This is a genomic window from Streptomyces sp. NPDC051104, from assembly GCF_040682835.1.
GTDB lineage: Bacteria > Actinomycetota > Actinomycetes > Streptomycetales > Streptomycetaceae > Streptomyces > Streptomyces cynarae.
This window is the reverse complement of the sequence record NZ_JBFBBS010000034.1, coordinates 39,999-62,288: the sequence shown is the minus strand read 5'-3', so window position 1 is coordinate 62,288 and position 22,290 is coordinate 39,999. Positions and strand designations below refer to the sequence as shown.

Here is a 22,290-nt window from a genome sequence, read left to right as displayed (position 1 = left end):
GGGTCGCGGGCCACACGGTTCACGATTCAACACCAGCCGCCCGCGGATTCATCCTCACCACGCGTCGGCCGGCATCCGGATCGCCAGTGCCGCGACGACCGCGCAGGAGACCAGCGCCGTCACCAGCCGGCCGCGCCGCCCGGTCAGTGCCCGGCCGAGCAGCGCGCCGCCGCCGGCCAGGAGCAGCTGCCAGCTCGCGGACGCGGCGAACGCCGCGAGCACGAACACGCCCTGGTCCAGGAGCCGTACGGTCTCCGCGGTGCGGCTGCCGACCACCAGCGCGGCGAAGTAGACCACGGTGGTCGGGTTGAGCAGCGTGACGCCCAGCAGGCCGAGATACGCCCTCGCGGGACCCGGCGGCACCGCATCGGCCGTCGCGGCGGTCACCGGCGAGCGGTACCGGCGCACGGCGCGGACGCCGCCGTGCACGGCGAGCGCGGCCAGCACCAGCGCCGCCGCCCAGCGCAGCGGGACGAGCACCGGCTGGAGCGCCGCGGCGAGAGCGCTGCCGCCGGCGGTCGCCACCAGGGCGTAGAGCCCGTCGGCGGTGGCGACACCGAGCGCGGCGCACGCTCCGGTCCGCAGGGACGTACGGGCGGTCAGGGACACCAGGTAGGTCCCGACCGCACCGACGGGCATCGCGATGCCGTAGCCCGCGACCAGGCCCGCGACGAGTGCGGCGGTCACGGCAGGTGAGTGACGGGCCTCCGCGGCGGGCCGCACCGCTGCTGTCGCGCCCGTACCCCGCGAACGGCGGCGCAGGACGGCGGCAGAAAGGCTTCGGTGATCGGCATGCGCAGAGCCTGGACGACCGGCGGAGCACGGGCAAGCGAATTACTTTGGCCATATGCGGCGGTCGGCGCATCTGGCCGAACTTCGAGTGGCCCTGTAGGTGCCCGAGGCATCTAATGATGATCGGTAAAGGGAATCTTCGTGCGAGGTCATTCATGACGAAAACCGGTACGACCGTGTCAGAACCCGTCGCCTTCCCCCAGGACCGCACCTGCCCCTACCACCCGCCCACCGCCTACGAGCCGCTCCGCTCGGCCCGGCCCCTGACCCGGGTCACCCTCTACGACGGCCGCGACGTGTGGGTGGTCACCGGGCACGCCACCGCCCGTGCGCTCCTCGCCGACCCGCGCCTGTCCTCCGATCGGACCCGGTCCGCGTTCCCCGCCGTCACCGCACGCTTCGCCGCCGCCCGCAACCGCAGGCTCGCCCTGCTCGGCGTCGACGACCCCGAGCACCGCACTCAGCGCCGCATGCTGGTGCCGAGCTTCACGCTGAAGCGGGCCACGGCACTGCGCCCGCGCATCCAGGCCATCGTCGACCGGCTCCTGGACGCCATGGAGGCCGCGGGCCCGCCGACCGAACTGGTGAGCGCCTTCGCGCTGCCGCTGCCGTCGATGGTGATCTGCGCGCTGCTCGGCGTGCCGTACGCCGACCACGACTTCTTCGAGGAGCAGTCGCGCAGGCTGCTGCGCGGCCCCTCCGTGGCCGACACCCAGGACGCCCGAGACCGGCTGAACACCTACTTCGAGGATCTCATCGACCGCAAGCGTGAGGAACCGGGGGACGGACTGCTCGACGAGCTGATCCAGGAGCAACTACGGGAGGGCGCCCTGGACCGGGACGAGTTGGTCTCCCTGGCCACGCTCCTGCTGGTCGCCGGGCACGAGACGACCGCCAACATGATCTCCCTCGGCACCTTCACCCTGCTGCACCACCCCGATCAGCTGGCCGAACTGCGCGCCGACCCGGGTCTGATGTCCGCCGCGGTGGAAGAGCTGCTGCGTTTCCTGTCCATCGCCGACGGGCTGGTGCGGGTGGCCACCGAGGACATCGAGATCGCGGGTACGAGGATCCGGGCCGACGAGGGCGTCCTGTTCTCCACGTCCGTCATCAACCGCGACACCACCGCATTCCCCGAACCGGACACCCTCGACTGGCACCGTCCGGCCCGTCACCACGTCGCCTTCGGTTTCGGCATCCACCAGTGCCTCGGCCAGAACCTGGCGCGGGCCGAGCTGGAGATCGCCCTGCGCACCCTCTTCGAGAGGCTGCCCGGACTGCGGCTCGCCGCCCCGGCGGAGGAGATCCCCTTCAAACCGGGCGACACGATCCAGGGGATGCTGGAACTCCCCGTGAGCTGGTAGGAGGCTGCGGCCATGACCGACATCTCCATCTCCATCGACCCGGACGTCTGCATCGGCGCCGGCCAGTGCGCCCTGACCGCCCCCGGAGTCTTCACCCAGGACGACGACGGCTTCAGCCAGGTGCTGCCCGGCAAGGAGGACGGCGGCGGCGACCCACTGGTGCGGGAGGCGGCGCGCGCCTGCCCGGTGGGCGCCATCACCGTCTCCGAGAAGGGAAGCTGAAGGAGGCCGACCCCGGCGGCCCGGGAGGAACCGGCCGAACGGGCCGAACGGGCCGAACGGATCGAAGAGACCGAAGAGACCGAAGAGACGAAATAGGCCAAAGAGACCGAACAGACCGAACAGACCGAACAGACCGAACAGACCGAACAGACCGAACAGACCGAACAGACCTAAGAGACGTAAGAGACTGAACACACCGAACCGGTCACCTGCCGCCCGCCGTGATCACTAGGGTGCGGGCGTGACCCGACACGACAACACACCCTTCCTCTACGTCGTCGTCTGCGCCGCCGGCGTCGCGCAGGACGTCCCCGAACTGATCACCGCCGCGCAGGAAGGGGACTGGGAGGTGGGCGTCATCGCCACCCCTCTCGCCCTCCGGTTCTTCGACACGGCCGCCGTCGAGGAGCGGACCGGCCGCCCCATCCGGTCCGCGTGGCGCGCCCCGGGCGACCCCCGGCCGTTCCCGGACCCCGACGCGGTCGTCGTGGCCCCCGCCACCTTCAACACGATCAACAAGTGGGCCGCCGGCATAGCCGACACCCTGGCCCTCGGGACCCTGTGCGAGGCGTACGGGCTCGGCGTCCCGATCGCCGTCCTGCCCTGCGTGAGCGAGGCGCTGGCGGCCCACCCCGCCTACCGCGCGAGCCTCGAACGGCTCACCGGTGTGGGGGTGCGGTTCGGCGACCCGTACGCCGGAGAGGCGGCCGAGGACGGCACCCGCCCGCGGTTCCGCTGGCAGCGGGCCCTGGACCTGCTCACGCCGCGCCCCTGACGGGGGGCCGTTCACCAGGGCGTACGCCGACCCGACGTTCTACTGTCGTGCCATGACCGCAGACCGTATCGCGCTGGCCGTGCACGACCACGGGGGCGACGGGCCGCCCCTGCTGCTCCTGCACGGCGCCGGGCGCACGCTCGCCGACTGGGCGGCTGTGGCCCCCCTCCTCGTGGCCCGGCACCGCGTGCTCGCCGTCGACCTGCGCGGCCACGGCCTCTCGCCGGACGGACCCTGGCGCCTGCCCGAGGTGCTCGGCGACCTCGAGGAGGTCCTGACGGCGCACGGCATCCCGGGCGCGCTTCCCGTCGGGCACTCCTTCGGCGGCATCCTCGCCGTGGTGTACGCGCTGGAGCACCAGGACGTCACCCCCGGGGCCGTGAACCTCGAGGGGTTCGGCTGGGGACGCCCGGACCAGTACGTGGGCCTGGACCCGGACTATGTGGCCCAGCACCTCGCCCACGTACGGGAGTTGAACGCGGCCGGCCAGGGCAGGAAGCTGCCCCCGGACGGGGTCAAGGACCTCCTCGCCGAACAGCGCGCGATCTCCGAGCGCCTCGGCATCCCCTACGAACTGCTGGAGGCCGGCATCCGGCGGTCCGTGCGGGAGCGGGACGACGGGGCCCTGGAGCTGCGGCCGGGACGGGAACAGGCGCTGCAGATGCTCGAGGTCATCGACTCGCTGGACCTGTTCGCCCTGTTCCGCAGGATGACCGCGCCGCTGCTTCTCGGCCGGGCCCAGCGGCAGGTGCCCTCCGTCCCCGGCCTGGACTGGTTCGATCCGATGATGCTCGCCTACGCCAGGGGGCTCGCCCGCGACCTGGCCGCCCTCGCCGAGGAGCGGCCCAATGTGACCGTCGCCCCGATCGACGGCACGCACGCCATGCTGCTGGAGAACCCGCGGGCGGTCGCGGACGCCATCCTCGCCTTCACGTCCTGACCGTGGTGCTCAGTGCGGACCCACGGCGGCGAACTCGGTGCCGCAGGGGCCCGCGCCCTCGCTCTCGGGCAGCGCGACGGGTGTGCCGTCCATCGTCAGGGTGTCGTAGTAGGCGCCGATGCGCTCCGCGGAGCGGCCGACGTAGTGGCCGATGAAGGAGCGGCGGAAGCGGTCGGCGCTGCGGTTGGGCTGTGAGCCGTGCACCAGGCTGCCATTGAAGAACAGCACGTCGCCGGGCTCCATCACGACGGGCACCGGCTCAAGGCCGGGCGGCGGTGGCACGTACTCACGGGCGAACGACAGCTCGATGTCCGCCTCCTCCGGGCAGAACAGGTCCATCCGGTGCGTGCCCGGCACCACCTCCAGGCCGCCGTTCTCCCGGTCGATCACGTCGCAGGCGATCCATGCGGCCACACAGGTGCCCGGCTCCACCCGCAGATAGAAGTTGTCCTGATGCAGCGCCTGACCGCGGGCGCCCGGCGGCTTGAAGTAGAACATGCTCTGCGCGGCCAGCACCTCCTCGCCCAGCAGCGTCTGGAGAATCTCCCCGAGCCTCGGGTCCAGCAGGAAGCGCAGCGACAGCTCGCTGATGCGGTGCGGGACGCGGGGGTGGACCCGCAGCGGATCGGCGGCCTCGTCGGCCGCGGACGCGCGGGGCTCGAAGTGCCCCGGTACGGGGCCCGCGTCCTTCAGCGCCGTGAACTCGGCGCACAGGGCGTCGATCTCGGCCCGGGAGAACAGCCCGCGCGCGACCGCGAACCCGTCCTCCTCTAACCCCTCCATGCCGGTGACTGCCATGGGCCCTCCCTTCTCAACGGCCTGGTGTGTGCCTCACGCTAGGTGGGAGTACCTGTGGGGAGGATGCCTGTGCGTGCTGACGACTTGCCCGGGACTGCTGTCCCGGCCCCGCCGCCCGGCCTGGTGACGGTCGGCCGCTTCGACCAGCCGCCGGGATACCGCATCAGCCGGCCACGGGGAGCCGACAGCTGGCTGTTCACCTGGACCACCGGCGGGCGGGGCACCCTGGGCCAGGGCGCCACCCGGGTGTCGGCCGGTGACGGGGACCTGGTGGTGCTCGGGCCCGGGGTGCCCCACCGGTACGGGACAGCGCCCGGGGCCCGGCACTGGGCGTTCTGGTGGGTGCACTGCCAGGCACGGAGTTCCTGGGTCGGCCGGCTGGGGCCCCATGAGGTGGGTGACCGTCTCTACACGGTCGGCGCCGGACACGGGCGGGACCGTATCGAGACGGCCTTCAGGCGCCTGCTGGCCGACGCCCGCTGGGGCGGGCTCGGCACACCGCCCGAGCCGGTGCCGCCCGCAGGCGGCGAGGTCGCCGTCGCACACGGTACCGTCGCCCGCGAGCTGGCCCTGTGCTGCCTCGAGGAGATCGTGCTGCTCGCCACCGCCCGGGTGGGCCCGTCCCCCTCCGGAATCGACGAACGGATCCGCCTCGTCGAGGCGTTGGTCGCGGCCGACCCGGCCGCGCCGCACACCGTGCGGTCCCTGGCCGAGGGCGTGTCCCTCTCCCCGGCAGCGCCCGTGGGCGGAGAGCCTCTGGTCGACCCGGCCGACGCGGACCGGCGGTTCGCCGCCGCCGAGCCGCCGGCCGATCCCGCCGACGCGTACCGGTGGTTCGCCCCCGCGCCTGAGCCACCTGCCGACGCCGAGTACCGGCCCGCCACGGACGCACCCGGCAGCGACCCCGGACGTGGCACCCCGGCCGCCTCCGCCGGGCTCGGCTCCCGCTCCGCCGGCGCGCACAAGGCCCCCCGCCGCTCCCCGCAACGCCGGCAGCTCGTTCTCGCCGTGGCGACGGTGAGCGTGCTCATCCTGCTGCCGCTGGTGGTGTGGTCCGTCGCCCACTCCGGCGGGGGCGCCCCCGCCGGCACCGCAGCCCCGTCCGATGAGCCGAGCCCCGGAGCACGGGCGAGCGCCTCCGGATCGCCATCGCCCTCCTGGGTCGGCGCCGCCGCCGAGGTGCCCACCGGTGCCTTCCGCGGCCGGCTGCGCAACCAGGACAGCGGGCTGTGCATCGGCCTGGACCGCAAGCAGGCGGTGGCCGGCGCCGAGGCCATACTCGTCTCGTGCACCTCGTCCGCGACCGTCACCCGTCACCTTTTCCCGGCGCGGCGCCGAAAAAGGCCCAGCATCCCGGTCCTTTCGGCGAGCAGAACTCCGTGTGCAGCCTTGTGCCTTGGAAGGAACCCGCTCAGTGCACAGCCCCCACCCCCCGCGTCCGCCCTATCCGCCCCGTCCCGGCGCGGCACCGGGAGAATCCGACGAGAACCTGGCCGCCCGGCTCAGGGGCCGGCCCGTGGGCGAGACCACCCTGCCCGTCGCGCTGCTGATGGCGAGACACTGGCAGGCGGCGTACGACTACGCGGTCATCTGCCTCGCCTCCTGCCGCGACGTCGCTGCGATGGCCACCGCCGCCGCCTTCCACCGGGTCCTCGGCGACCTCACCCGCTCCCGTTCGGCGGTGGCGCTGCGCCCGAGGCTTCTCGTGGTGGTCCGGGACACGGTCGCGGAATGGGCGGCGGAGGACCGGATATCCGGTGTTCTGCCGGAGCTGAGGAAACCCGCGGGCGGTCGCGGTATGCGCGCCGCGAAGTTCCTGACACCCGAAACCAGCGCCCTCGCCGAACACGCTTTCCGCGCTCTGTCCCCATTCGCCCAGTCCCTGCTGTGGCACACCGAGGTCGAAGTCGAACACATATCCGTCCCAGCCGTTCTGCTCGGCATGGACTCCGAGACCGCGGCGGCCGCACTGGAACAGGCACGCGAAGAATTCCGGGCGGGCTGTGTACGCGCCCACCGGGAACTCGCCCCGAGCGCCGAATGCCGCTTCCACAACCGGCTGCTCGACATCCCCCTGCGCCGCGGCGGCGACCTGCTGCCCGAGGTGCACCAGCATGTCCTCCAGTGCCGCCACTGCCGTTCCGCCGCCGAACAACTGCGCCGCTGCGAGGACGGCCTCGACGCACCGAAGCGGTCCTCGGCTGGGGCGCCCGGCGCTACCTCGACTCCCGGCACGGCCGCACCTCGCACCCCGCGCGCACCGGCTCCCGCGGCCGGCGCCCGGGCGGCGGCGGACGCCACCGGTTGCTCACAAAGATCCCCGCGGCGGGCCGCAGGATCACCGCGGGGGAGCGGAACATGAGGACGCTGCTGACCGGCGTCGGCTTCGCCACCGTCGCCGTCCTGCTGACCCTGCTGGTCACCGGGGTCTGGACCGACGACGGAAGCGGCGCCGACCCGGTCGCCTCCACCAGCGCCGGCGGCGGCCCCAACACCCCCTCGCCCCGCTCCGGCCCCCAAGCGCCGCCCGACACGGCCGGACTGCCCACAGCCCCGCAGGAGACCCGACTGCACGCCGTCGCCGCCGGCCTCTGCCTCGACATCCGCGGCGCGGTCAGGGACGGTGCGGGCACCCGGCTCGCGACCTGCTCCTCGGCGTGGACCCAGAAGTGGTCGTACGAGAGCGACGGCCTGCTGCGCAGTGTCGCGGACCCGGGCCTGTGCCTCGACTCCCACGCCACCGACGGAGCTGTCACGCTCGCCCCGTGCGTCGAGGCGGGCCAGGCGCACGCCGACGACGTCCGCTACGACCTCACCGTGGGGGGCGAGTTGCTCCCGCGCTGGGGCATGGGCCTCGCCGTCACGCCCGCGAGCCCCGACCCCGACCCCGACGCCGACGCCGACATCGTCGTCAAGGACCGCGACGGTTCCGACGCCCAGCGGTGGGCGACCGACGCCCGCTCGTACGGGCAGCCGGCGGCCGTGGACGCACCCACCCTCGATCCCGTCCGAGCCAGCGCCCTGCTCCGAGCGACACACCGGCGAGCCGAGGGCCGCGTCCTCATGCCCGACTACCGTCCGTCCGGGAGGGTAGTCGGGGTGGGCGGATGATCCCGTGATCACCAGTGGTCGCGGCAGACGGACAGAGAGGCGGCATGACGTGCGGACCGTCGGAGTGGAAGAGGAACTCCTCCTGGTCGACCCGGAGACCGGTGAGCCGAAGGCGTTGTCGGCCGCGGTGCTCGCCCGCGCCGCGCAGGACGAGGCGGACGAGGGCCTGTTCGAGAAGGAGCTCTACGGTCAGATGCTGGAGTTCGCCACGCATCCGCAGACGGACATGGCGGAACTCGGCGCCGAGATCGTCCGCTGTCGCCGGGAGGCGGCCGAACACGCCGGGGCGATCGGCTGCGCCGTGGCCGCGTTGGCCACCTCACCGCTGCCGGTGAGCCCGTCCATCAGCATGAACCGCCGCTACCAGTGGATGGCCGAGCAGTACGGAATCGCCACGCGGGAGCAGTTGGTCTGCGGCTGCCATGTGCACGTCTCGGTCGAGTCGGACGAGGAGGCCGTCGCGGTGGTCGACCGCGTGCGGCCCTGGCTCCCCGTACTGGTCGCCCTGAGCGCCAACTCCCCGTTCTGGCAGGGCAGGGACTCGGGCTACGAGAGCTACCGCAGCCGGGTGTGGGGGCGCTGGCCCTCCGCGGGGCCGACCGAGCTGTTCGGGTCGCCCGAGCGGTACCACCGTCGGGTGGCCGACATGGTCGCCACCGGAGTCGTCCTCGACGAGGCCATGGTCTACTTCGACGCGCGTCTGTCCGAGCGGTACCCGACGGTGGAGATCCGGGTCCCCGACGTCTGCCTGCACGCGGACACCGCGCAGCTGATCGCCACCCTCGCCCGCGGGCTGGTGGAGACCGCGGCGCGCGAGTGGCGGGCGGGCCGGGAGCCGGTGGACCACAGCGTGAGTCTGCTGCGGCTGGCCGCCTGGCAGGCGGCCCGGTCAGGCCTGGCGAGTGAGCTGCTGCACCCGAGGACGATGCGGCGCATGCCGGCGGAGTCGGTGGTGCGGGACCTGCTCGACCACGTCGGTGACGCGCTGGCCGGCACCGATGACCTCGACCGAGCGGACCAGGCCGTGACCGGGCTGCTGGAGCGGGGGAACGGCGCCCGGGTGCAGCGGGAACTCATGGAGCGGACCGGGAGCCTGCGCGACGTCGTCCTGGAGTGCGTACGCCACACCCAGGGTCAGCTGCAGTCCTGACCTGGCGTCAGAAGAAAGGGGCCGCGCCCCAGGCCGGAACACCCGGGGACACAGCCGCAATCTTCAGCGTCAGCAATGTCAGGACACGACGTCGCGGAGTTCCCCGCTCGCCAGGAAGTCCGCCGCGTTGCGGACCGCCGCCAGCGCGATCCGCACCAGCGTCTCCCGGGTGACACCGGCGACATGCGGCGACAGCACCACGTTCGGCGCCTTCAGCAACCTCAGGGCCGGGGTGGGCGGTTCGGGGTCGAAGACGTCGATCCCCGCCCCGGCCAGCGCGCCTGCCTCCAGCGCGTCCGCCAGCGCGTCCTGGTCGATCAGGGCGCCCCGCGCCGTGTTGATCACGAACGCGGTGGGCTTCAGCAGCGCGAGGCGCTCGGCGTTCAGCAGATGCCGGGTCGCGTCGGTGAGGGGCGCGTGCAGCGTCACGTAGTCGGAGGTGCGCAGCAGTTCGTCGAGCCCCACGTACCGGGCCCCGAGCCGTGCCTCCGTCTCCGCGTCCAACGGCTCGGGGCCCGCGTACACGATCGACATGTCGAAGGCGGCCGCCCGACGCGCCACCTCCTGGCCGATGTGGCCCAGCCCGACGATGCCGAGGGTCTTGCCGGACAGCTCCGTGATCGACTGCTGCAGCCGGGGCAGCGCCCAGTCGGCGTCGACGAGCGCGGTGTGCGCCGGGACCAACTGCTTGGCCAGGGCGAGCATGAGCGCGAAGGTCTGCTCGGCCACGTTCTGCTTCTCGGCGCCGCTGGAGCCGATGTTGCAGACCGGGATGTTCCGGGCACGCGCCGCGTCCAGGTCGACGTAGTCGAAGCCGTGACTCGCGCACTGGATCAGCCTCAACTCCGGCGCGGCGGCGATGTGTTCGGCGGTGACCGGGCCGAGCCCGGTGACGATGACGTGGGCCTCGCGCAGCGACGCCGGATCCTCGTCCGTCCTCTCCACCACGGTCACCCGGGCCTCGCCGGGGAAGACGGTGGCGAGCGCGGCGCCCGCCTGCCGCCCGCCGACGTGCGGCGAGACGACGGCCAGGACGTTGTTGGTGGCGGTGGTGGCGGTGGTGGCGGTGGTGGCGGTGGTGGCGGTGGTGGCGGTGGTGGCGGTGGTGGTTGTGGTGGCCGTGGTGTCGTCGGTACCGGTCGTGTCGGTCATGCGGTTTCCTCGATCAGGTCGGCGGGGCCGAGCGTGGCGTGGCGGGCGTGCCCGGCGAGGGCGAGGGTGAGGTCGAACTCGGCGAGCAGACAGCGGATCACGTGCTCGACGCCCGCCTGGCCGTCGAGCCCGAGACCGTAGGCGTACGGCCGTCCCACGAGCACCGCCCGCGCGCCCAGCGCAAGCGCCTTGAACACGTCGTCGCCGGTGCGGATCCCGCTGTCGAACAGCACGGTCAGCCGGTCCCCGACCGCCTCCACCACTCGCGGCAGCGCGTCCGCGGCGGCCACGGAACCGGCCACCTGCCGGCCGCCGTGGTTGGAGACCACCACCCCGTCCATCCCGGCCTCGGCGGCCGCGCGGGCGTCGTCGGGATGCAGGATGCCCTTCAGGACGATCGGGCCGTCCCAGTGCTCCCGCAGGAACGCCAGGTCCGGCCAGGTCTTTCCGGGATCGGCGAACATGTTCACGAAGTGCAGCACTGCCGCGTCGGGGTCCTCGTGCACCGGCTTCGCCAGACCCGCCTGGAACGCCGGGTCGGAGAAGTAGTTGGCGGTGCCCACCCCGTGCAGGAACGGCAGATACGCCTGGTCGAGGTCGCGGGGCCGCCAGGCCAGCAGCGGGGTGTCCAGCGTGACGAACAGCGCCGTGAACCCGGCCGCCTTCGCCCGGGTCAGGAAACTGCGGGCGACCTCGCGGTCCTTGGCCCAGTACAGCTGGAACCACCGCTCGCCGTCACCCGACGCCTGCGCGACCTGCTCCATCGGCGTGCTGGATGCCGAGGAGAGGACGAACGGCACGCCCTGCGCGGCCGCGGCACGCGCCGCCGCCGATTCGGCGTCCGGATGCATGATCGACAGCACGCCGATCGGAGCCAGGGCCAGCGGTGCGGGCAGCCGCCGTCCCAGCACCTCCACGGAGAGGTCGCGGTCGTGCACGTCCCGCAGCATGCGCGGCACGATCCGGCGTCGCTCGAGCGCCGCCCGGTTCGCCCGGGCGGTGCTGCCGGTGCCCGCGCTGCCCGCCACGTAACCGACCGGGCCGGGACCGAGCCGCTGCTCGGTCAGCGCCTCCAGCCGGGTCAGATCGGTGGGCAGCCGCGGTACGGCGCCCGTCATGCCGTTCAGATAGATCTCGTACTGGAAGTCCGCCCAGTGCTTCGCCATCCCGTACGTCCCGCCTCTCGTCCCTGAGACCGCGTGGTACGACCACGCTGTACGCCGATGATCCTGGCGACCGTGACAAGGTCCGTCCACCGTGGTGCGCACATCGCGCGGCTGGAATCATCACCCTGTGACAAGTGAGCCGCTCAAGGCCCGCAGCGCCGTCCGGGCGGAGATCGTCGCCGACCCGCGGGTGGTGGAGGCGGTCGTCGCCGCCGTGCACGCGACGGTGCCGGTGTACGCCGCGCTCGACGACAGCCGGCTGCCGGAGGTGCGGGCCATCGCGGCCTGGGGCGTGGACCGGCTGCTGCACCTGTGGGCCACCGACGGCACCCTGGGACCGGCCGATCTGCGCCGCTTCCGTGGGATCGCGGCGGCCCGCGCGGCCGACGGCCGACCCGTGCAGGCCGTGCTGCGCGCCTACCGGGTGGCCGCGGCCGTCCTCACCGATGAGGTCGCCGCCCGTGGCCGCGCCCTCACGGCGGCGGACGGCCTCGCGCTGGCCCGGGTCCTGCTGACGGCCCTGGACACCCTGTCGGAGGAGATGGCCACGGCGTACGCGGCGACCACCGAGGACCTGGCCGGGGACCGGGACCGCGCGCTGCGACTGCTGCTCGACGACCTGATCGCCGGCCGGCACGCCTCGGTGGGCGCGCTGACGGACCGCTCGGCCCGGCTGGGCGTCCAACTCCCCGACCCGTACTGCCTGCTGGTGGCCGAGCCCGCGACGGGTGGCGGCCCCGACATGTCGTACGAGGCCGCCGCCGGACTCCTCGGTGCGCTCGGCGGCGGCGCCGGGTCGCTGTCGACGGTGCGCGGCTCCCGCGCGGTTCTGCTGCTGCCCGCCACGGCCGTCGGCCGGGCACCGGCCCTCCTGGACGCCCGGGCGTGGCGTGGCTGCGCCATCACGGGTGAGGGCCTGGACCGGGTCGCCGTCGCGCACCGACTGGCTGCCGACGCCCTCGACACGGCCCCCGCCCACGCCCACCGGCCCGGCCGCATCCTCAACGACGCCGACGCACACGTGCTGGCCCTGCTCGCCGGCCACCCGGCGGCCACCCCGGACCACATCGCCCGTCTCGTCCTCGGCCCGCTCACCGACCCGGAACAACGCCACCTGCTCCAGGCCCTGACGGCGTACATCGACGCGGGCTCGGCCACCGCCGCCGCCCGCGCCCTCCACCTCCACCCCCAGTCCCTGCGCTACCGCCTGCGCCGCGTGCACGCCCTGGCGTCCCGCGATCCACGCGACCCCTGGCAACGCCTGACCCTGGACATCGCCCGCACGCTCAAGGCCTGACCGGCTTCACGTCCTGGCCCCGGCCCCCACACGGGCCGCCGCCCGGACCGGTGCGCCGTCCGCGCCCGGCAGGTGCAGCGGGAACAGGAACACGTCCACCGGGCGGCCCGCCGCCTGCGCGGCGGCGACCTGGTCCAGGCCCCTCAGGTTCTCGGCGATCACGCCGCCCACCCCGCACAGCACCCGGTGCGCGGGCAGGTCAGGGTCGCCGGTCGCGTCCACGCTCAGCGCGTCCACGCCGACCGTGCGGACGCCTGCGCCCACCACCGCCTCCATCGCCTCCGGCGTCAGCCAGGGATGGGCCAGGTAGGCGTCCGTGCCCCAGTACGCCGACCAGCCCGTGGCCACCAGCAGGATCGCGCCCGGCCGCAGCCGCAGCAGGCTCAGCGCGGGCGCCAGCAGTTCCGGTGTGATCGGCGTCCGGGCCGGCAGGCCCTGTACGTCCGCCACCACCGCCGGGCCCGCGAACCGCTCCAGCGGCAGCGCGTCCAGCGCGGGCCACGCCGAGTCCACGTGGTACGGCGCGTCGACGTGCGTCCCGGACTGCGAACCCAGGTGCAGCGCCAGCACGTTGACCCCGTCCGTGGCCACCCGCAGCGCCCGCTCCACCTCGACCTGCGGGTCACCGGGATACACGGGCATCCCGGTGACCACGGGCACCGACAGGTCGAGCCAGGACTCCATCAGCCGCCCTCGACCGCGAGTGCGGGGGCGGAGTCGCCCTGCGGCGCGCCAGGAACGGTGATCGGCGGCACGGGCACCTCGGCCGTACGGGCCAGCCGCGCGCCCTCGGGCCCGTACGCCGCCCGGGGCTCGGGGAAGAGCCGCAGCAGCGCCAGGTACAGGACCGCGGCGACGGCCAGTGACAGCGGCAGGCTGATGTCGACGCCGTTCGCCAGGTTTCCGAGCGGGCCGACGAACTGGCCCGGGATGTTGGTGAACAGCACGCCGATCACCGCCGCCACCCACCAGGCCGTCATGCCCCGCCAGTTCCAGCCGTGCGCGAACCAGTAACGGCCGCCGCGCTGGCGGCGGTTGAAGACCTGGAGCGCGTCCGGGTCGTACCAGCCGCGCCGGGTGTAGAAGCCGAGCATCATCACGACCATCCACGGAGTGGTACAGGTGATGATCATTGTGGCGAACGTGGAGATCGACTGCACCAGGTTCAGCCCGAAACGGCCGATGAAGATGAACGCGATCGACAGCACGCCCACCACCAGCGTCGCCTGCACCCGCGTGAGGCGCGGGAAGACGGACGAGAAGTCCAGGCCCGTCCCGTACAGCGACGTCGTGCCCGTCGACATGCCCCCGATCAGCGCGAGCAGGCACACCGGCAGGAAGAACCAGGTCGGGGAGATCGCGAGCAGTCCGCCCACGAAGTCCGGGGCCGCAGGGTCGACGTACTTCGGCGCCTGCTTGGCGATGATGCTCGCGGTGGCGAGCCCGAACACGAACGGCAGCAGCGTCGCGATCTGCGACAGGAACGCGGCCCCGACCACCTTGCGGCGCGGCGTGTCCGCGGGGATGTAGCGCGACCAGTCGCCGAGGAAGGCGCCGAACGACACCGGATTCGACAGCACGATCAGCGCGGCGCCGATGAAGGACGGCCAGAACAACGCCTTGGTCGCCGGATCGGCCGAAGCGGTGAAGACACCCGCGTACGACGGGTCGAAGTCCCCGGCGAACGCGATCGCGCCGAGCAGGAACAAGACGGTCGCCGACGTCACCGCGATCTTGTTGACGAACAGCATGAACCGGAAGCCGTACACGCACACCGCGAGCACCAGGCCCGCGAACAGCGCGTACGCGACGACGTACGACGGTGTACTGCGCTCGAGCCCGAACAGCCTGTGCGCGCCGCCGACCAGGGCGTCGCCGGAGCTCCACACCGAGATCGAGAAGAACGCGATGGCCGTGAGCAGGGACAGGAACGAGCCGACCACGCGGCCGTGCACCCCGAGGTGCGCGGACGAGGAGACCGCGTTGTTCGTGCCGTTGACCGGGCCGAACACCGCCATCGGACACAGGATCAGCGCACCGGCGACCACGCCGAGGACCGTCGCCGCGAGCCCCTGCCGGAAGGAGAGGCCGAACAGGATCGGAAAGGCGCCGAGGACGCAGGTCGAGAAGGTGTTCGCGCCGCCGAAGGCGACCCGGAACAGGTCGAGCGGAGTCGCGGTGCGGTCGGCGTCGGGGATGCGCTCCACACCGTACGCCTCGACCTCCGTGAGGGAGGGCGGCGCGGCGGCGGAGGAGGCGGAGGAGGCGGAGGAGGCGGAATTCTCGGGCAACGGGGCTCCAGCGGGGGAGGGACGGCGGAGCGGTTCGTGGCGCTGCGGGGGCGGACGGCTCCGGGCCACCGCAGGGGAGCGCGGTGCGCGAGGAAGCCGTCCATGGGGATTCGCCGACGCTAAATCCGCGGACACGGCCCGCACCAGAGGATTCTTCATCCAGTTCGGGAGCGCTCGGTGGATGATTCATCCACTACGGACGATGCGACCAGATGGCCTTCCACCCTGTTCTGGGGCAGACAGGAAATCTGTAACCTGAGGTGGAGGTCTGTCCATCGGACCGAGGAGTCGAGGATGGCCCTCTCCATCGACGATGCCGATGCCGCGCTGTACACGATCGGCCAGGTCGCCGGGATGCTGGGCGTCCAGCCCGCCTTCCTGCGGCGGCTGGACGCCCACGGCATCGTGGTCCCGGCCCGCTCCGCGGGCGGCCAGCGCCGCTACTCCCGGCGCGAGATCGATCGGGTCGCCGAGGTGATGGACCTGGTCGCGGAAGGGGTGACCCTGGCCGGGGTGCGGCGCGTCCTGACGTTGCGCGAGCGGGTGGGGGTCCTGGAGGAGGACCTGGCCGCCGCGCGCGCCGCGGCCGCGCCGCCCGGGGAACGGAGCCGGGCGGACGGTCACCCGGACGAGCGGCCGGGAGCCGTCTCCGGCTGAGGGTGGGCGTCGGCCGGCAGCAGCGGCGCGTCGTGCCGCTCCGGGCGGTGGCTGCCTTCCCCGGGCACCGGGCTGCGCGGGGCGTCGGAGCCGCCGGGCAGCGGCACGGGACGGCGTGCCACCAGACGGCCGACCCAGCGGCGGCCGCAGTGCACGCACGGCGGCGCGCCCTCCAGCGTGTACGGGGAGGGCACGGGGGTGTTGTCCCGGTAGAAGTACTCCCACTCGTCCCCGTGGCCGTCCGTGGACCGCTGGACGTCGTAGTCGACGCTCCAGCGGTGCCAACACGAGCCACAGGTGAACTCGACACGTTCGACGGCCAGTTCGGTGATCACACACACCACCTCCGGTCGGTCGGGAGCGGACGGAGGGACGACCTGGACGGTACCCGCTCGCGCACCGTGTGCCCGCGGTCGCCCGCCGCGCCCGGTGTCATGTCTGTCACGCGGCGATCTCCCTGACGTCGGCGGCGGGACACTCGGCGCGGACGGTCAGGACATCGCGCTCCACGCTCACGTCGACGGACTCCGGATCGACGCCCGGCGGATCGAAGCGGACGATGGAAGAGCCCCTCGCTCCGATGGGCGTCCACCGGTGCCTACGGACACCCGTATACCTCGCCAGGCCAGGCTTGACAAGAGGCGACTCAAGTTTTATCCAGACTAGTGAGGAAGTCAGGTGCGAACCCGCAGCCCGGAGGGGCAGCCGCCGGGCCGCTCGCACTCGGCGAGGAGGTGGGACGGTGGACACGTGGAAGGCCACCGGTGCCGCGCCGGACCACTACGACGTCCTCGGGGTGGACCCCTCGGCCTCGGCCGAGCGGATCACTTCGGCGTACCGGCGTCTGGTGCGCCGACTGCACCCCGACACCCGGTCGGACGAGGTGACCGAGGAGGCGCTCGCGCGGGTGCTCGACGCCTACGAGACGCTCCGTGACCCCGCCGCACGCGCGGCCCTGGACCGCCGGCGGCGCGCCACGCCCGCTGCGTCCCCCGCCCCGGTGCGTGGTGTCACGGCCGTCGTGACGACTGCCGCGGGGCTGTTCCCGGCACGAACGCCCCTGCTGCGCGCGGGCCCGGTTCGGGTGGAACGGACCCTCTGACCCGCTGGAGGAAGACGGACGACGAGGAGGGAAGCCCCATGGCACGTCCGGTCGGTATCGACCTCGGCACCACGAACTCGGTGGTCTCGGTCCTCGAGGGCGGCGAACCCACCGTCATCACCAACACCGAGGGCGCCCGGACCACGCCCTCGGTCGTGGCCTTCGCCAAGAACGGCGAAGTGCTGGTCGGCGAGGTCGCCAAGCGGCAGGCGGTGACCAACGTCGAGCGCACCGCGCGCTCCGTCAAGCGCCACATGGACGACCAGAGCTGGCGCTTCCCGGAGAGCGGCACCATCGACGGCAAGCAGTACCGGGCCCAGGAGATCTCCGCGCGCGTGCTGCAGAAGCTGAAGCGGGACGCGGAGGCCTACCTCGGTGAGGACGTCACCGACGCCGTGATCACCGTGCCCGCGTACTTCGACGACACGCAGCGGCAGGCCACCAAGGAGGCCGGGGAGATCGCCGGGCTCAACGTCCTGCGGATCATCAACGAGCCGACGGCGGCGGCGCTGGCGTACGGACTCGACAAGGAGAACGACCAGACGGTCCTCGTCTTCGACCTCGGTGGCGGCACCTTCGACGTGTCCCTGCTGGAGATGGGCGAGGGCGTGATCGAGGTCAAGGCCACCAACGGCGACACCCGCCTGGGCGGCGACGACTGGGACCAGCGCGTCGTCGACCACCTGGTCAAGCAGTTCAAGAACGCCTACGGCGTCGATCTGTCCAAGGACAAGATGGCGGTGCAGCGGCTGCGTGAGGCCGCCGAGAAGGCCAAGATCGAGCTGTCGAGTTCCTCCGAGACCACCATCAACCTGCCCTATATCACGGCCTCTTCGGAGGGCCCGCTGCACCTGGACGAGAAGCTGACGCGCGCCCAGTTCCAGCAGTTGACCGCCGATCTGCTGGAGCGCTGCAAGAGGCCGTTCCACCAGGCGATCAAGGACGCCGGAATCGAGTTGTCCGGCATCGACCACGTGATCCTCGTGGGCGGTTCCACCCGGATGCCCGCGGTGACCGACCTGGTGCGGGAGCTGACCGGCAAGGAGCCGCACAAGGGTGTCAACCCGGACGAGGTCGTGGCCGTCGGCGCGTCGCTGCAGGCGGGTGTGCTCAAGGGTGAGGTCAAGGACGTCCTGCTGCTGGACGTCACGCCGCTGTCGCTGGGCATCGAGACCAAGGGCGGCATCATGACCAAGCTGATCGAGCGCAACACCACGATCCCGACGAAGCGTTCGGAGATCTTCACGACGGCGGAGGACAACCAGCCGTCCGTGCAGATCCAGGTCTTCCAGGGCGAGCGCGAGATCGCGGCGTACAACAAGAAGCTCGGCATGTTCGAGCTGACCGGTCTGCCGCCGGCGCCGCGCGGAGTGCCGCAGATCGAGGTGTCCTTCGACATCGACGCCAACGGCATCATGCACGTCACGGCGAAGGACCTCGGCACCGGCAAGGAACAGAAGATGACCGTCACCGGCGGCTCCGCCCTGCCGAAGGACGACATCGACCGCATGGTCCACGAGGCCGAGCAGCACGCCGAGGAGGACCGCAAGCGGCGCGAGGCGGCCGAGACCCGCAACCAGGGCGAGCAACTCGTCTACCAGACGGAGAGGCTCATCGCCGACAACGCGGACCGGATCCCCGCCGACGCGAGGAGCGAGACGGAGAGTGCCATCGCCGAACTGAAGGAGCAGCTCAAGGGCGACAACACCGCGGCGATCCGGCAGGCCGTCGACAAGGCCGCCGCCGCGGCCCAGAAGATCGGCACCGCCATGTACGACAAGGCGCGCGCCGAGGGCGGCACGACTTCGGAGCAGGGTGCCGCGGCGGGCAGCGGCGCCAAGGCCGACGAGGAGGTCGTGGACGCCGAGGTCGTGGACGACGACGACACGTCACGGGCGGGCTGACCATGGACCGGAGCCGACCGCAGAGCACGGAGCTGCGGCGTCTGCTCGACGAGCGCACCGCCGACCTGCAGCGGGTGAAGGCCGAGTACGACAACTACCGCAAGCAGGTGCGGCGCGACCGCATGGCGGTGCGCGAGATCGCTGTCGAGAACGTCCTGCGCTCACTGCTGCCCGTGCTGGACGCCGTCGAGGCCGCCCGCAGACAGGAGGCGATGACGCCGGGCCTCAAAGCCGTCGCGGAGGCCCTCGAGACCCAGCTGGGCTCGGTGGGCCTGCAGGCGTTCGGGGAGGAGGGCGAGCCCTTCGCCCCCGAGTGGCACGAGGCGGTCACGCATGTGGTCGCCCCGGACGCCGACGGCCTGACCTGCACGGAGATCCTGACGCCCGGCTACCGGGTCGGCGACCGCCTGCTGCGCCCGGCCCGCGTGACCGTCACGGGACCGCCGCCGTCCGGCGCGATCCGGGTCGGCGAGGGAAGCGCGGGGGAGCGGGCCGGTGCCGAACGGGGTGATCCCGCCGCAGGCTGACAGGGTGACGCAGAAGTCCGTGGAGGAGGGGGCCGACCCGGCGGCGGCGGGTTCGGCCCCCTTTCTGGGCCGCCTCTTTCCTGACGGGCGCGGGCCTCGGCGAGCCGTGGCGGCGGCCGGCCGTTCGCCCCGACGGAAGACAGCGCTTGCTCGAGCCGATAAGCGGAATGTTTCAGGCCGATTGCCGAGCCGGGGGAATCCGGCCATCCGACCGATTCCAGCGACCCACACCCGCTCAGTTTCGGGCCTCAAGTGTTCGATCTCTGTGACATCACGCCACTGATTCAACACTCAAAGTTACTGAAATGTGAGGGGTCGATGTGAGTTTCGTGTCAGGAGTCGGCAGACTCGCGCTCGCCGAACCGGCACCCGACCGGACGGCTCCGGCACAGGCTCCGTCGGGGCTGTGCCGGCGACCCGACCCGAGCGGAAGGATGCACACAATGCCGAACACCGCGCGCTGGGCAGCGACCCTCACCCTGACGGCCACCGCCGTCTGCGGCCCCCTCACGGGGTCCGCGCTCGCCGCCCCGACCGCTGCCCCCGCGACCCTCTACGCCCCGTCGGCGCTCGTGCTGACCATGGGCCACGGTCAGCAGGCCACCACCGCCACCCCCGAGCGCGCCGTCACCTTGAACTGCGCCCCGACCGCCTCCGGCAGTCATCCGGACGCCCCCGATGCCTGCGCGGAACTCCGCGCCGTCGGCGGCGACTTGGACGCCCTGTCGTACCAGGAGGGCGTGATGTGCACCAAGCTGTACAGCCCGGTGGTCGTCACCGTGCAGGGCGTGTGGCAGGGCAAGCGTGTCGACTACCAGCGCACCTTCGCCAACGAGTGCGTGAAGAACTCCTACGGGACCGCCGTCTTCGAGTTCTGACGGACCGGGGTCGCGCGGACTGACGCGAGCATGGATCCAAGGCTCGTGACTGGGGAGTGCGAGCCCTGTCGCGACACGCCACGCGATCCCCCGCCGGGGGCCGGCCGGACAGAGTGGGGCTGCCGGCCGGCCCCCGGAATCACTCGGCCGTGACGGCCCAGCGCCCCACCTCCCGGTAGGCGGAGTCGTATACGGCCGACTCGTCTCCGGGCTTCAACTCGTAGTGCTTCAGGTTCCCGCCCCAGTACCGCAGGATCCGCCCCAGCTCCTCGGCGGCGTTCCCGTCCCAGCCGTTCTCGCCCATGTCGACCTCGAGGACGAACTTCACGCGGGCGCCTCCCTTTTCATGGTGACGATGTGTCCCGCGGTCATCGTTGCACCCAGGTGGCCGGGACAGCTCGGCTATTTCACGCTCACCTCGCACCCGAACCGGCGGTCGTGCCCGACCACCCGCTTCTCGCCAGTCAGCGTCAGCTCGACCGTATGGCGGGTGTCCGTGCTGGAGGTGGCCAGATCGACGAACAGGCGCCCCGGCTCGAGGACCCTTGAGCCGTCGGGGCCCGTGTACGCCGCCGCGTCGGCCGGGACCGTGACGTGGACCACCGCGGACTCCTTCGGCCGCAGCGGCACCCGCGCGTAACCGATCAGCCGCGTCACCGGACGCGCCACCCGCGCCACGGGGGTGCGGAGGTAGACCTGCACGACCTCCGTGCCGGCCCGGTCACCGGTGTTGCGGACCGTGAGCCGCAGCGACGTCTCGCCGTCCGTGGCCGGAGCGGGGTCGTCGACCTGCGGCGCCTCCCAGTCGAACCGCGTGTACGACAGCCCGTGCCCGAACGGGAACAGCGGCGTCGGGTCGATGGAGCTCGCGTCATGCACCTGTCCCAGCGGCGGGGTGAGATACGTCCACGGCTGCCCACCGGGGTCCCGCGGCACGCTCACCGGCAGCCGCCCCGACGGGTTGACCCGCGCGGACAGCACCCCCGCGACGGCCCGGCCACCCTCCTGGCCGGGGAAGAACGCCTGCACCACGGCGGCCAGCCGGTCGGCCCAGCGGCCGAGCGCGTAGGGCCGCCCCGTCAGCAGGACCAGGACCACCGGAGTCCCGCTCTCCAGCAGGGCGTCCAGCAACTCGCACTGTCCTTCGGGAAGTCGGAGGTCGGGTGCGTCGCAGCCCTCGCCCGAGGTGCCGCGCCCGAACAGCCCGGAGCGGTCCCCGAGCACCGCGACGCACAGATCCGCCCCGGCGGGGTCGTCGACGAGCCGGGCGCCCGGGAACTCGGCCGCCAGTGCCTCCCGTACGGTCGGCACCGTCACGCCCATCGGCACGTCCGGGTGTTCCACGCCGACGTGGCGCGGGAAGGCATAGCAGCCCATCATTCCGGCCGGATCGTCGGCGAGCGGGCCCACCACGGCGATCCGCCCCCCGTCGCCGAGCGGCAGCACACCGCCCGTATTCGCGAGCAGCACCACCGACTCCTCGGCGACCCGCGCCGCCAACTCCCGCAGTCGCGGCGGGTCCAGGTCGAGGACCGGTGGCGGCTGCGGCTCCCAGTCCGGGTCCAGCAGCCCGAGTTCGCACTTCTGGGTCAGTACGCGCAGCACGGCCCGGTCGACCGCGGGCTCGGGCGCCTCGCCCGACCGGACCGCCTCGAGCAGGGGGGCGCCGAAGCAGCGTACGGCGGGCAGTTCCACATCGACGCCCGCGGTCAGGGCCAGCGCTGCGGCCCCGCCCGGCGAGTCCGCCACGCGGTGGGCGGACTCCAGCAGGGTCACGCCGAAGTAGTCGGAGACGACCGTGCCCTCGAACCCCCATGCCTCCCGCAGCAGTCGGGTCAGCAGAGGGATGTGGGCGTGGGCGGGCAGCGCGTCCAGGTCGTTGTAGGCGGGCATCACCGACCGTGCCCCGCCGTCGCGCACCGCCATCTCGAACGGCGGCAGGATCACGTCCGCGAGCTCCCGGGGGCCGATCGACACGGGCGCGTGGTTGCGGGCGCCGCGCGAGGCGGAGTAGCCCGCGAAGTGCTTCAGGGTGGCGATGACCCCGGCCGACTGCAGGCCGCGTACATAGGCCGTGCCGATGGTCCCGACCAGATACGGGTCCTCGCCGATCGACTCCTCGGTACGGCCCCAGCGGGGATCGCGCACCACGTCGAGCACGGAC

20 protein-coding genes and 2 pseudogenes are annotated in these 22,290 nt (G+C 72.6%); 13 read left to right on the top strand and 9 right to left on the bottom strand.

Annotated elements, in window-relative coordinates; all coding sequences use genetic code 11:
• Positions 1-54: 54 nt before the first annotated feature.
• Complete coding sequence (locus AB0N14_RS31370) at positions 55-687, bottom strand: LysE family transporter (RefSeq protein WP_366029069.1); 633 nt, start codon at positions 685-687, stop codon at positions 55-57.
• Positions 688-947: 260 nt separating this feature from the next.
• Between AB0N14_RS31370 and AB0N14_RS31365 the strand changes: the two genes are divergently transcribed.
• From AB0N14_RS31365 to AB0N14_RS31350, 4 genes are all read left to right on the top strand, one after another.
• A complete protein-coding gene (locus AB0N14_RS31365; protein ID WP_366029068.1) occupies positions 948-2,156 on the top strand; it encodes a cytochrome P450 in 1,209 nt (402 codons plus the stop codon).
• A gap of 21 nt (positions 2,157-2,177) precedes the next feature.
• Positions 2,178-2,378 carry a ferredoxin gene (locus AB0N14_RS31360; RefSeq protein WP_366029084.1) on the top strand — a complete coding sequence of 67 codons (201 nt, stop codon included), beginning with the start codon at positions 2,178-2,180 and terminating at the stop codon, positions 2,376-2,378.
• A 241-nt stretch (positions 2,379-2,619) separates the two neighbouring features.
• Complete coding sequence (locus AB0N14_RS31355) at positions 2,620-3,153, top strand: flavoprotein (RefSeq protein ID WP_366029067.1); 534 nt, start codon at positions 2,620-2,622, stop codon at positions 3,151-3,153.
• A gap of 52 nt (positions 3,154-3,205) precedes the next feature.
• Positions 3,206-4,093, top strand: coding sequence for an alpha/beta hydrolase (locus AB0N14_RS31350; RefSeq protein ID WP_366029066.1), 888 nt, complete (start codon positions 3,206-3,208; stop codon positions 4,091-4,093).
• Between the two features lie 9 nt (positions 4,094-4,102).
• On the opposite strand, the gene AB0N14_RS31345 is transcribed toward AB0N14_RS31350, so the two are convergent.
• Positions 4,103-4,891 (bottom strand): phytanoyl-CoA dioxygenase family protein, encoded by a 789-nt coding sequence (locus AB0N14_RS31345; protein WP_366029065.1) that lies wholly within the window; start codon positions 4,889-4,891, stop codon positions 4,103-4,105.
• A gap of 63 nt (positions 4,892-4,954) precedes the next feature.
• Here AB0N14_RS31345 and AB0N14_RS31340 point away from each other — a divergent pair.
• The 3 genes and pseudogenes from AB0N14_RS31340 to AB0N14_RS31330 form a co-directional block, all read left to right on the top strand.
• Positions 4,955-5,236: pseudogene (locus AB0N14_RS31340) on the top strand (AraC family ligand binding domain-containing protein); the annotation flags it as partial.
• Between the two features lie 1,069 nt (positions 5,237-6,305).
• Positions 6,306-8,002 (top strand): annotated as a pseudogene (locus AB0N14_RS31335) (RICIN domain-containing protein).
• Between the two features lie 49 nt (positions 8,003-8,051).
• The gene (locus tag AB0N14_RS31330; protein ID WP_366029063.1) at positions 8,052-9,152 is read left to right on the top strand and encodes a glutamate--cysteine ligase; all 1,101 of its coding nucleotides are present in this window, start codon (positions 8,052-8,054) and stop codon (positions 9,150-9,152) included.
• A gap of 78 nt (positions 9,153-9,230) precedes the next feature.
• On the opposite strand, the gene AB0N14_RS31325 is transcribed toward AB0N14_RS31330, so the two are convergent.
• Positions 9,231-10,304 carry an NAD(P)-dependent oxidoreductase gene (locus AB0N14_RS31325; RefSeq protein ID WP_366029061.1) on the bottom strand — a complete coding sequence of 358 codons (1,074 nt, stop codon included), beginning with the start codon at positions 10,302-10,304 and terminating at the stop codon, positions 9,231-9,233.
• Complete coding sequence (locus AB0N14_RS31320) at positions 10,301-11,470, bottom strand: lactate 2-monooxygenase (RefSeq protein WP_366029059.1); 1,170 nt, start codon at positions 11,468-11,470, stop codon at positions 10,301-10,303. The genes AB0N14_RS31325 and AB0N14_RS31320 overlap by 4 nt, the downstream gene beginning before the upstream one ends.
• 127 nt (positions 11,471-11,597) lie before the next feature.
• Here AB0N14_RS31320 and AB0N14_RS31315 point away from each other — a divergent pair, with 127 nt between their 5' ends.
• A complete protein-coding gene (locus AB0N14_RS31315; protein ID WP_366029058.1) occupies positions 11,598-12,767 on the top strand; it encodes a helix-turn-helix domain-containing protein in 1,170 nt (389 codons plus the stop codon).
• Between the two features lie 6 nt (positions 12,768-12,773).
• Here AB0N14_RS31315 and AB0N14_RS31310 read toward each other — a convergent pair whose 3' ends face one another.
• Entirely contained in the window at positions 12,774-13,451 is a 678-nt protein-coding gene (locus AB0N14_RS31310) for a cyclase family protein (protein ID WP_366029057.1), read from the bottom strand.
• Positions 13,451-15,058 (bottom strand): cytosine permease, encoded by a 1,608-nt coding sequence (locus tag AB0N14_RS31305; RefSeq protein ID WP_366029056.1) that lies wholly within the window; start codon positions 15,056-15,058, stop codon positions 13,451-13,453. Before AB0N14_RS31305 ends, AB0N14_RS31310 begins: the two co-directional genes overlap by 1 nt.
• 294 nt (positions 15,059-15,352) lie before the next feature.
• On the opposite strand from AB0N14_RS31305, the gene AB0N14_RS31300 reads away from it, so the two are divergent.
• Positions 15,353-15,715, top strand: coding sequence for a MerR family transcriptional regulator (locus tag AB0N14_RS31300; protein ID WP_366029055.1), 363 nt, complete (start codon positions 15,353-15,355; stop codon positions 15,713-15,715).
• Here the strand turns inward: AB0N14_RS31300 and AB0N14_RS31295 are convergent.
• Positions 15,679-16,050: a hypothetical protein gene (locus AB0N14_RS31295; protein WP_366029054.1), complete on the bottom strand. Its 372-nt coding sequence runs from the start codon at positions 16,048-16,050 to the stop codon at positions 15,679-15,681. The genes AB0N14_RS31300 and AB0N14_RS31295 overlap by 37 nt on opposite strands.
• A 407-nt stretch (positions 16,051-16,457) precedes the next feature.
• Between AB0N14_RS31295 and AB0N14_RS31290 the strand changes: the two genes are divergently transcribed.
• From AB0N14_RS31290 to AB0N14_RS31275, 4 genes are all read left to right on the top strand, one after another.
• Positions 16,458-16,817 (top strand): J domain-containing protein, encoded by a 360-nt coding sequence (locus AB0N14_RS31290; RefSeq protein WP_366029052.1) that lies wholly within the window; start codon positions 16,458-16,460, stop codon positions 16,815-16,817.
• Between the two features lie 38 nt (positions 16,818-16,855).
• Entirely contained in the window at positions 16,856-18,721 is a 1,866-nt protein-coding gene (gene dnaK / locus AB0N14_RS31285) for a molecular chaperone DnaK (protein WP_366029051.1), read from the top strand.
• Between the two features lie 2 nt (positions 18,722-18,723).
• Positions 18,724-19,248, top strand: a complete 525-nt coding sequence (gene grpE / locus AB0N14_RS31280) for a nucleotide exchange factor GrpE (RefSeq protein WP_366029050.1) — start codon at positions 18,724-18,726, stop codon at positions 19,246-19,248.
• 443 nt (positions 19,249-19,691) lie between these two features.
• On the top strand, positions 19,692-20,126 hold the full coding sequence (locus AB0N14_RS31275; RefSeq protein WP_366029049.1) for a protease inhibitor: 435 nt from the start codon (positions 19,692-19,694) through the stop codon (positions 20,124-20,126).
• A 139-nt stretch (positions 20,127-20,265) separates the two neighbouring features.
• On the opposite strand, the gene AB0N14_RS31270 is transcribed toward AB0N14_RS31275, so the two are convergent.
• Complete coding sequence (locus AB0N14_RS31270) at positions 20,266-20,454, bottom strand: hypothetical protein (protein ID WP_366029048.1); 189 nt, start codon at positions 20,452-20,454, stop codon at positions 20,266-20,268.
• 74 nt (positions 20,455-20,528) lie between these two features.
• The gene (locus AB0N14_RS31265; RefSeq protein ID WP_366029047.1) at positions 20,529-22,274 is read right to left on the bottom strand and encodes a glycoside hydrolase family 3 N-terminal domain-containing protein; all 1,746 of its coding nucleotides are present in this window, start codon (positions 22,272-22,274) and stop codon (positions 20,529-20,531) included.
• Between the last annotated feature and the right edge of the window lie 16 nt (positions 22,275-22,290).